The following is an 11,192-nucleotide window of genomic DNA, read 5'->3' as shown; positions in this document are numbered from 1 at the left end:
TTTAGTTTTTAAGAATATCTTACCCTAATACACATCAATATTTACATTAATATAGATAAAATAGTATCATATCGAGTTTTCTAAAGCCTTTAATTTTAACCAATAAATATTTGATTATGAAACTATTTAAATTTTTGCCTTTTCTTTTTCTAATAACTCTTCTTTCTTGTAAAGAAACAAAAGAGAAAAAGGAAATCACATTTAAAACCCAACTACAAAACTTATTTCCTAAAGCTCAAATAGACTCTATTAAAGTTAACGATCACTTTACTGATGCCTATCAAGTTGTTTTGGAACAAAATTTAAATCCTAAAAATCCATCAGAAGGAACTTTTAAACATTATATGTATATTTCTCATGCCGATTATAAAAACCCAACAGTAATTATTACTGATGGCTATGCTTCTAGAAATAGAACTACTGAATTAAGCAAGCTTTTAAAAGGAAATCAGGTTATTGTTGAATATAGAATGTATGGAAAATCTAGACCCGACTCTATTCCTTGGAAATATTTAACCAACGATAATGCTATTGAAGATTATCATACTATTGTAAGCAAATTAAAAACCTTATACAAAGGAAAATGGTTGTCTTCAGGAATTAGTAAGGGAGGGGAAACTACGTTAATTTATAAATCTAAATATCCTAATGATGTTGATGTAGCTGTTCCGTATGTAGCTCCATTAATTAATGGTTTGGAAGATGAAAGAACTACAAACTTAATTAACTCTGTAGGCAGTGAAGAATGTAGAAACGCTATTAAAAACTTTCAAAGAGCTGTTCTAAAAAACAGAGTCGAAATACTTAATCATTTAACTTCTTATGCTGAAGAAAAGAAAATGAATTTTACTGAACTTTCTCAAGAGGAAGCTTTAGAATACTCTGTTTTAGAATTTCCTTTTTCATTTTGGCAATGGGGTGGAAAATGCAATGAAATTCCTTCTGACAAAGCTAGTTCTAAAGAACTATTTGACTACTTGGTAAAAGTATCTGGCTTTTCTTTATATAGCGATTGGGGATTTGATTATTACCTTCCTTCTTTTTACCAACACATTAAAGAATTAGGATATTATGGTTTTGATTTAGAACCTGTAAAAGACTTATTAAAAGTTGTTAGCTCTTCATCTAACATGAGGTTTGCTCCTAAAAATGTTGACCTATCATACAATGAAAACTATATCAAAGAGGTAAGAGATTTTGTTGAAAACAAAGGTAACAACATATTGTATATTTATGGTGCATACGATCCTTGGGGTGCTTGTGCTCCAAATCCAAAACCTAATGTAGATGCTTTAAAAATGGTATTGACTGATGCTGATCATGGTACAAGAATCAAACACTTTTCTAAAGAAGATCAAGAAAAAATTTACAACAAACTACAGGCTTGGTTAGGAAAAGATGTGAAACTATATCCTGTAAAATAGTTTGGTACTCTTATTTTTAGTTCAAAAAAAACACTTTAGAACTTTCTAAAGTGTTTTTTTTATTTACTTATTTTTTATAATTCGCTATTCCTTTTTCTAGCCAATTAAAATATTCATCTGCATCAGGTGTATATGCCACTGGATCTATTAAGTTAGATTCATCGTGTGCCATTAATACATAAAATGGTTGTGAATTTGCTTTGTACTTAATAGTCTGCAATTCACTCCACTTTTGACCTATATACTTTAGTTTTTTTCCAGGGTTTAACTTAGAGTCTACAACTTCATTCTCTTCTAAAGGTCTTTTGTCATCTACGTAAAGAGAGATCAGTACTACTTTATTCTTTAAAACATCTAAAACCTTAGGCTTTACCCATACGTTTTGTTCCATTTTACGACAGTTAACACAAGCATGTCCTGTAAAATCGATCATAACTGGTTTTCCAACTTTTTTAGCATACGCTAATCCTTTATCATAATCGTGAAAAGCCATAATATCATGAGGAGGCATTAAGTGTGCTCCTTCTGGCAATCCTCCATGATCATCATTTTGTTGGTTAGCAACACTCACTGTTGCTTGTTTTGTAAATCCAACTCCATATGGCGATTCACTATAATGTTGTGGTGGTGGAAAAGCACTAATTAAATTTAAAGGTGCTCCCCATAAACCTGGTATCATATATATAGTAAATGATAAAGCTATTAAACCTAGGCTTAATCTTCCTACAGAAATATGACTTTGTGGACTATCGTGAGGTAATTGTATTTTTCCGAATAAATAAAATGCTAATGCTCCAAAAATTGCAATCCAAATAGCAATAAACACTTCTCTTTCTAATAAGTGCAGTTGTAATACTAAATCTGCATTTGATAAGAATTTAAATGCTAATGCTAATTCTAAGAATCCTAAAACAACTTTTACTGTATTTAACCAACCTCCCGATTTTGGTAATGAATTTAACCATCCTGGGAATGCTGCAAATAAAGCAAATGGTAAAGCAATTGCCGATGAGAATCCTAACATTCCTACCACAGGTGCTATTCCTCCTTTAGTAGCTGCTTCTACTAATAGAGTTCCAACAATTGGTCCTGTACATGAAAACGATACAATTGCTAAGGCTAATGCCATGAAAAAGATTCCTATCAATCCTCCTCTATCTGCTTGTGAATCTACTTTTGTCGCCCATGAACTTGGCAATGTAATTTCAAATGCTCCAAGGAATGATACAGCAAAAATGATTAATATTAAAAAGAATGCTATGTTAAACCATACATTAGTTGACAATGCATTTAACGCATCAGCTCCAAAAATTCCAGTTACTACATATCCTAACAATACATAAATTGCTATAATAGATAATCCGTAGATAATAGCATTTCTAATTCCTTTCGATTTACTCTTACTTTGTTTTGTAAAAAAGCTAACCGTCATTGGAATCATTGGGAATACACATGGTGTTAACAATGCTGCAAAACCTGATAAAAAGGCAATAATAAAAATACTTATTAAACCTTTCTTTTCTTTAGCTTTTCCGTCTTTAGTAGCTGCTTTCTTTGCTTCTCCTTTTTTGGTAGCCACAGTAGCTTTCTCTAAATCGAAAACTAAGTCTACTTCTTTAGGAGGTAAACATTGCTCATCTGTACAAGCAATAAATTCAACAAAAGCATTTACCTTTTTTATTTGGCTATCTACTAATTCTATATCTTGCTCAAAAACTGCTTTAATAGCGAAGGATTTAATACTCATTCCTTCTTCATTAAAAAGCTTTGTAAACTTTAATTTCCCTTTAGGTTCTGATGTATTTCCTAGTAATTTAATTTTACCTCCTTCATCATCATACGTAAAAGTAGTAGGGATTGGACCTCCTTGTGGAACTTCCTGAGAATACAAAGTCCAACCTTGCTCAATTATGGCTTCGGCTTTTAACTTGTACTTTGATTCTGACGTTTTTTCTACTTTAGTTTTCCATTTTATAGGATTGAAAATTTGCCCTTTTACGCCAAAACTAATCGTAAAAAGGAGCAAGAATGCAAAAAGGTTCTTCATTTAAACTTTATTAAGGGGATAATTTTTTAATTTACTGAAAAAGATAAATCTACTTCTTTAGGAGGTAAACAATTTGTACCAGAACATACCATGTATTCTACTGTTCCTTTAATTACAAATTTCTCTGTAGTTTTTAATCTTATTCTTTGTGTAAAAACAGCTTTCTTGTCAAAATATTTAACACGCATGTCAAACATTTTATCATCAACTTCATGTCCTTCTCCTTCTTTTGTATTTCCTTTTTTTAAGTAACGTTGGTCACCAACAAAAGAAAATAATGTAGGGATTGGACCTCCTTTTGGTATATTTTGCGAGTAAATATGCCAATCGTTTTCTAAACTTGCCGTAGCTACTAATTCAGCTTCTTTTTCTGAAATTTTCTTTACAGATGTAGTCCATTTTACAGGATTGTGGATTTGTCCGTACGACACGATACTTGTTAAGAATAACAATACTACTATTAATTTCCTCATTTTTATACAGTTAGTAGGTTTATAAAAATTTCGGTAAAAATAGCATCTTTATTTTTAATAACACGATTTCAGCAAATAAACTTTGTTTATAGTAAAAAAGAGCAACCATTTCTGATTACTCTTAATTGTTAGTGTTTAATAGACTTCGTTAGTCTTTTCACCCTTAAAAAACTACTAACATTCACCTTTATTAAAGACGTTATATTTTACACATCCTTACCATTCCATTCGAGTTTCTTTTAAATTTCTAAAAGTTTTTCCATGACGCATAAAGCTAGTTCGTGGAATTCCAAAAGAAAAATATTTAGTTCCATTAAAATTTACCATAGCTTCTAAGTAAAGACCATTTTTTGTTAGTGGAACGGTAACCAAATTAGTAGTAAAATTCTCATCATCTGCTACAAACAAAGTTAAATCGGCGCCTCCAAATAAAACAGAAGCTATAGATTCTGGTATTTGTACTTGAACCTCATCTACTGTTCCTGTTTCTTTTAGTAACCAATTACGGCTTATTTTTTGTAAAAAAACAGGAGGTATACCTGCATTAACCATGGCTATACTTCCATTATTATTTCCCCATACTAAGAAATCTTTATTATTTGTAAAAGTGTTTGTGTTTGCTGCGTTTGTAGCTACTACACTTCCTAAACCTATAGCAACTAACGCATCAATATTAACTGATTTTGATTGTTTTTGATGCAATGCTGAAGACTCATCTCTACCAACTCCTGCTATATCATGAACATATGCTGAATTTACTGTTGCATCCCAAATAACTGTTCCATCACTTGCTAAATAGTTTGTTGGTGTTGATTGATTTAGCGTAATTCCATATTTTACTGCATTATAACTATTAACTCGTTGTCTTTCTGTACTAGAAAGTACTTTATTATATAAAATTACTTCACTAATATCTCCTGTAAAAGTTTCATTCTCTACTGCTCCAATATATACTCCGTTGGTTGACGGAAAAGAAAAATCTGTTGTATTTACCGATGATGATGCTTTAATTTCACCATTAAATTGAATTCCCCAATTATTAGTAGCACTATGTGTTCCATAAATATTCCATTCAGCTAAATTTACTGGGCTTCCAACAATTCCTGTAACCCCTGCTTTTGCATCGACAATTGTATTGGTTACTGGATTAAATCCTAAACGATCTGTAGTAAAAGATCCTTGATAAAGCTCATTTTGTTGATCTGGATAATAAAAATCTCTTGCTGTATTTGCTGCTCCAAAATCATAAGGATGCCCATTACTTACACCCGGTGCTGGAGTAATATTACTTTTACTTACTGTAATTGCTTCTGCTGCTGAATAAGTACTTGAGAAAAACTTATGTACATTACTTAATGAAAAGTAATCTCCTCCATCAAATCTAATTGCTGGGTTGTAACTTACATTAAACAAGAAAAAAGAAGGATCACCAGTAACAACACTCGCATCTCTTTTGAAAGTTGATTGATCTTTCCACTCTGTAACTATTGTATTTCCTACTGTACCTACATTGGCTTTTAACCAAAATCCTAAGCCAGTTTTTACCCCTCCTGGCGCTACTATATCTCTATAATCAACATCATCAACTTCATCAGAATTGGGCAATGTTGTTGGATCGTTTAAACTACCATTTACATCTGCGTATGTTGGATTCGCCGTTACTCCACCTTCTACGCTATCTCCTCCTTCTTGATTATCTGAATCTAAATCTAAATAATCTGGATCATCGGTCCCATCTGTATTTACAGGTGTTAAACCTCCTAAATATGCTGAGTTTAACCCATTATTTGCAGTATATGTTGCAGGACTATCTGCATTTGGCGCAATATAACCTGCTGTAGTCTGTGCTTCTACATTGTCTGCAATACCATCTCCATCAGAATCTAAATCTAAATGATTAGGAATACCATCTCCATCTGGATCGAGATTAAAACTTCCTATAAAAGTGATTTCTCTGTCATTATACCCAACATTTTGCACATTTAAATTTGTTAGCACCCCAACTTGAAAAGTTCCATTTCCATTTCCTTTATAAAAAATTGTATAATTTGAATGTTGAGATATCAAAACTATATCTAAAATACCGTCTTTATCTTTATCTATTAAAAATGTATTTTCTGCTTTACCAATTCCTACATCTTGAATATTTAGAGTTGATAACACTCCGTTTTGAAAAGTACCATCACCATTTCCTTTATAAAAAACCGATTCATTTGTTTGTGAAACCCAAATTATATCTAAAATACCGTCACCATCTATATCTCCAGAAAGCGATGTGTTTTCTACATCAAAAACTCCTCCTACATTTGGTACATTCATATTCGTTACTACTCCATCTTGAAAAGTACCATTTCCATTTCCTTTATAAAAAACTGTACGGTTCGACTCTGTCATCATATATATATCCATGATACCGTCATTATCGGCATCACCAGTATAGGTAACCTCCCATACATTACTACCTATATCTGGTACATCTATAGGTGTTGTTACCGCATTTTGGAAAGTACCATCTCCATTTCCTTTGAAAAAATTACTTTGGTTCCACTCTATCAACCAAAATATATCTAATATGTTATCTCCATCTACATCTTTTAGAAACCCAAATTCTATTCCTTCACTACCAATATTAGGAATGTTAATATTTGTTATTACAGCATTTTGAAAAGTACCATTTCCATTCCCTTTGTAAAAGATGATTCTATTTTCACTCTCTGAAACAAAAATTATATCTAAAAGATCATCAGAATCTACATCTCCTATAAAAGTATTCTTTTGATTTGTAGTTCCTGCATTAGGTACATTCATGCTTGTAACCAATCCTTCCTCAAATTTCCCATTATCTATTCCTTTATAAAAAATCGTTTGATTAAATTCTTCTGAAATCCAAACTATATCTACTGGGTCCTCTACAACGTCTAAAATCCCATCATTATCATCATCTATATCAATGCTATCTACAACACCATCACCATCAGTATCTTGTGAATAACCTATATGTACTATATTTATTGAAAATAATATGCATAGAAATGCTATAAGTTTAACTCGTTTCATCTTGTTATGTTTTTATTGTTAAGGGCAATATCAACTACTCTAACCTTTCCTGCCTTATTGCCTGCGACTTGTTTGTTAGTTATTATAATAGTAAGCAGCTGCGACTTCTGCTTCTATAACTTCTGAAATAATTATATTACAGAAGTATTCATACCAAAATTATTAGGTCGATAAGCATATAACTCCTACATATTGTTAATTAAATACCTATTAGATATGCAGGGCATTATATTAGTTATTTTCTTTTTCTACATTCCTAATTCATTGGTTTTAATGTTCCTTAATTCTATTTTAAAAATCATTTATTCTAAGTAAATAAGTTTTTTTTATCTAATAATTATTACCATTCCATTCTTGTTTCTCGAAGGTTTTTAAACGTTTTTCCATGACGCATGAAGTTAGTTCTGGGTATTCCGAAAGAAAAATATTTAGTTCCGTTGAAATTTATTTTAGCTTCTTGAAAATTTCCATTCTTTACAAACGGTACGGTTACCAAGTTGGTGGTAAAATTCTCATCATCTGCTACAAATAATGTTAGGTTATCTGTACTCCCAAACAAAGTGACTCCTAAAAAGTCCGAAATTTGCACTTGAACTTCATCAACAGTACCAGTTTCTTTTACCAACCAATTACGATTTATTTTTTCTGAAAAAGCAATAGGCACTCCCGAATTAACTGAAGTTATACTTGCATTGTTATTTCCCCACATTAAGAAGTCTTTATTACTTGTAAAAGTATTCGTGTTATCTGCATTTGAAGCAGCTACACTTCCCAAACCTATAGCTACAATTGCATCGGTGTTAATGGATTTTGATTGTTTTTGATGTAATGCAGAAGCTTCGTCTCTACCTATTCCTGCCATATCATGAGAATAGGTTGAATTTGCTGTTGCATCCCATAAAATAGTTCCATCACTTGCTACATAATTCAGTACAAATACAGATTGAGTTAAACTGATTCCATATTTTATAGCATTGTAACTGTTTACTCGTTGTCTTTCTGTACTAGAAAGTATTCTATCATATAATATTATTTCACTAATATCTCCAGTAAAATTATCATTCTTTGAAGCTCCTATATACACTCCATCTGTTGCTGGAAAAGAAAAATTGGTAGTGTTTGTAGTTGATAATGCTTTAAACTCTCCATTAAACTGAATTCCCCAATCATTAGTAGCACTATGGGTTCCATAAATATTCCAATTTGATAAATTTACAGGAGCTCCAACCACTCCTGCAACTCCAGGTTTAGAAACTACCACGGCATTGGTTGTTGGATTAAAAGCAATACGCTGTGTTGTAAAAGACCCTTGGTAAAGATCTTGTTGAGCAGGGTAATAAAACCCTCTAGAGGAACCTCCTAAATCGTAAGGATGTCCATTATCTGTTCCCGAGGAATTATTCCTTACAACACTAATAGCTTCTGCCATAGTTAACGAAGCTGGGAAAAGCTTATACTCTGTACTTAAATTAAAATAATCGTTTCCATCAAATTTAATTGCTGGATTATAATTTAATCCTCCAATTACAAAATCAGGATCCCCTGTAACTTCACTAGCATTTCTTTTAAATGTTGATTGGTCATTCCATTCTGTAACAGTAGTTGTTCCAACCGCACCTCTATTTGCTTTTAACCAAAATCCTAATCCGTTTTTCACACCTCCAGGCGCAACAATATCTCTATAATCAACATCATCTATACCATCTGAATTGGGTAACGTTGTAGGATCATCTATACTACCATTTACATCAGCATAAGTTGGATTTGCAGTTACCCCTCCTTCTACAATATCACCTTCTTCTTGGTTATCTGAATCAGTATCTATAAAGTCAGGAGTATCAGTTCCATCTGTATTTACAGGTCTTAAACCTCCTGTTAAATATGCAGAGTTTAATCCATCATTAGCAGTATACATTGCAGGAGTATCAGCATTTGGCGCTACATAACCTGCTGTAGTTTGCGCTTCTACATTATCTGGAATACCATCATTATCAGAATCTAAATCTAAATGGTTAGGAATACCATCATTATCAGGATCTAAATTAAAGCTTCCTAAAAAAGCAATTTCTTTATGACTTACTCCTACGTTCTGTATTTCACGATTTGTAACTACTCCGTCTTGAAAAGTACCATCTCCATTTCCTTTGTATAGAATTGTTTGATTAAAGGCTTCTGTTATAAAAATCACATCCAAATTACCATCTGCATCTGCATCACCAATAAATGTATTTTGGGCATTATTATATCCCACATCTGGTACATTTACAAATGTTGCTACTCCACCTTGAAAAGTTCCATCCCCATTTCCTTTGTAAAAAATACTTTGGTTAGTATTTTCTGAAATCCAAATAAGATCTATATTCCCATCATTATCTACATCTCCTGTAAGTGTTGCATCTGCAGTATCATCGAACCCTCCAACATTAGGCATATTAACAATTGTGATAGTACCATCTTGAAAAGTTCCATCCCCATTTCCTTTGTAAAAGGTAATTTGATTGCTTTCAGACACTGAATAAATATCTATTATCCCATCATTATTTAAATCGTTTGCAAATGAGACTTTTGAAATATCATATCCTACTTCTGGCACATTGGGTGTTGCTGTTACTCCATTTTGAAAAGTTCCGTCTCCATTTCCTTTATAAAAAACAAATTGGTTCCAATCTGCTATCCAAAAGATATCTAAAAAACCATCACCGTCTGCATCTTTCAAAAATCCATTTTCGCCTCCAGCACTTCCCATACTAGGGATGTTCATATTAGTTACCAAAGCAGGTAAAAAAGTTCCATCTCCTTTTCCTCTAAAAGTTATAGTTCTATTTTCAGCTTCTGAAACAAATATTATATCCAAAAAATGATCATTATTTATATCTCCTATAAAAGTATCTTCAACATTTGTTATCCCAATATTAGGTACATTTATATTTTCTACTACCCCTGTAGCAAAGGTTCCATTCGAACTATCCCCCCTGTAAAAAATAGTTTGGTCAAATTGATCAGAAATCCAAACTACATCAAGAGGGCTCTCCACTATATCTAAAATACCATCATTATCATCATCTACATCTTGACTATCCAAAACACCATCACCATCCGTGTCTTGGGAATAACCACTATGTATACTACCCATAAAGAGTAGTATACCTAATAGTATTATTATATATTTTAACTGTTTCACAATTCTTTTATTTATTGTAGTTCAACGTAATATCACCAACTCTTACCTTTTGAGCAGCATCACCTGCAGCACTTGTTAGTTTTAATAGGATAACGGCTGTATCTCCAGCTGTCATAGCACCAGGGTTTAAGTTTGCTGTAGTCCATGTTGCAGAAGAAGCTGCTGCAATGGTACCTAAAGCTGTTCCGTTTTCTAAAAACATTGTAGCACTGAATGTTGCAGTACCTTCTGCTTGGTAATCAATTACAATTGGGTTTGTTGCATCCCAAGAAGTAAAATCGTTTGGTAATGTAAATCGAACCACCACATCATAATCTTGAGCTGTTGCTTCTCCACTAGACCATTCATAGAAATTCATATAATTACCAGTAGCTCCAGTATTATCAGAAGTCATAACACCTAAATTATCTGTTCCATCTGCATATAATGTAGCTCCAGCGTATTCTGCACTTAATACTTCTTTTACAGTATTATTTACAGTTCTCCATTCTACGTCAGTTCCCGCAGCATTTGTCATTAAAACTTGATTTGCTGTTCCGTTAGCAATCTTAGCAACTGTTACATTTTTATCTGCTATGTCATCTGTTTTTACTTCACCATTTTTAATATCCTCAGATAAAATCGTTTCGTTTAGAATTTTATTAGTAGTTACCGCATCTGTCTTTATATCAATTGTAACGTCTTCTAATAAAGCCGTTGCTCCATTTGCCGACACATCTAAATCTGTAGATGTTAATGCTTTTCCTGTAATATTATCTAATGCTGACAATGGTACTGTTGCCGTATTTCCATCTTCTAACGTAATACTTAAGTCAGTTCCTACAACACCAAAATTTGTTATTGTTTGATCATCTGTATTGTCTAAGAATGGTGTTAAATTAACCGTTCCTCCATCTTCTAATGTTAATACATTACCTGCTGCTAATGTTAATGCCTGATCATCTGTTCCTGCCGCTGCTAATACAGTGGTAAAATCTACTGTTTGAGTTCCACCATCTTCTAAAGTAACT

5 protein-coding genes and 1 pseudogene are annotated in these 11,192 nt (G+C 32.5%); 1 reads left to right on the top strand and 5 read right to left on the bottom strand.

What is annotated here, in order from left to right:
- The first annotated feature begins 116 nt into the window (after positions 1-116).
- Complete coding sequence (locus F7018_RS10285) at positions 117-1,424, top strand: S28 family serine protease (protein ID WP_150899979.1); 1,308 nt, start codon at positions 117-119, stop codon at positions 1,422-1,424.
- A 67-nt stretch (positions 1,425-1,491) separates the two neighbouring features.
- Here the strand turns inward: F7018_RS10285 and F7018_RS10280 are convergent, their stop codons facing one another.
- From F7018_RS10280 to F7018_RS10260, 5 genes and pseudogenes are all read right to left on the bottom strand, one after another.
- Positions 1,492-3,471 carry a protein-disulfide reductase DsbD family protein gene (locus tag F7018_RS10280; RefSeq protein WP_150899978.1) on the bottom strand — a complete coding sequence of 660 codons (1,980 nt, stop codon included), beginning with the start codon at positions 3,469-3,471 and terminating at the stop codon, positions 1,492-1,494.
- Between the two features lie 26 nt (positions 3,472-3,497).
- Positions 3,498-3,944: a protein-disulfide reductase DsbD domain-containing protein gene (locus tag F7018_RS10275; RefSeq protein WP_150899977.1), complete on the bottom strand. Its 447-nt coding sequence runs from the start codon at positions 3,942-3,944 to the stop codon at positions 3,498-3,500.
- A gap of 216 nt (positions 3,945-4,160) precedes the next feature.
- A complete protein-coding gene (locus F7018_RS10270) occupies positions 4,161-7,001 on the bottom strand; it encodes an FG-GAP-like repeat-containing protein (RefSeq protein ID WP_150899976.1) in 2,841 nt (946 codons plus the stop codon).
- A 340-nt stretch (positions 7,002-7,341) separates the two neighbouring features.
- Entirely contained in the window at positions 7,342-10,182 is a 2,841-nt protein-coding gene (locus tag F7018_RS10265) for an FG-GAP repeat domain-containing protein (RefSeq protein WP_150899975.1), read from the bottom strand.
- A gap of 7 nt (positions 10,183-10,189) precedes the next feature.
- Positions 10,190-11,192: pseudogene (locus F7018_RS10260) on the bottom strand (hypothetical protein); the annotation flags it as partial.

Source organism: Tenacibaculum aiptasiae (assembly GCF_008806755.1).
GTDB classification, from domain to species: Bacteria; Bacteroidota; Bacteroidia; order Flavobacteriales; family Flavobacteriaceae; genus Polaribacter; species Polaribacter aiptasiae.
This window is presented reverse-complemented; position numbering and strand designations above follow the sequence as displayed.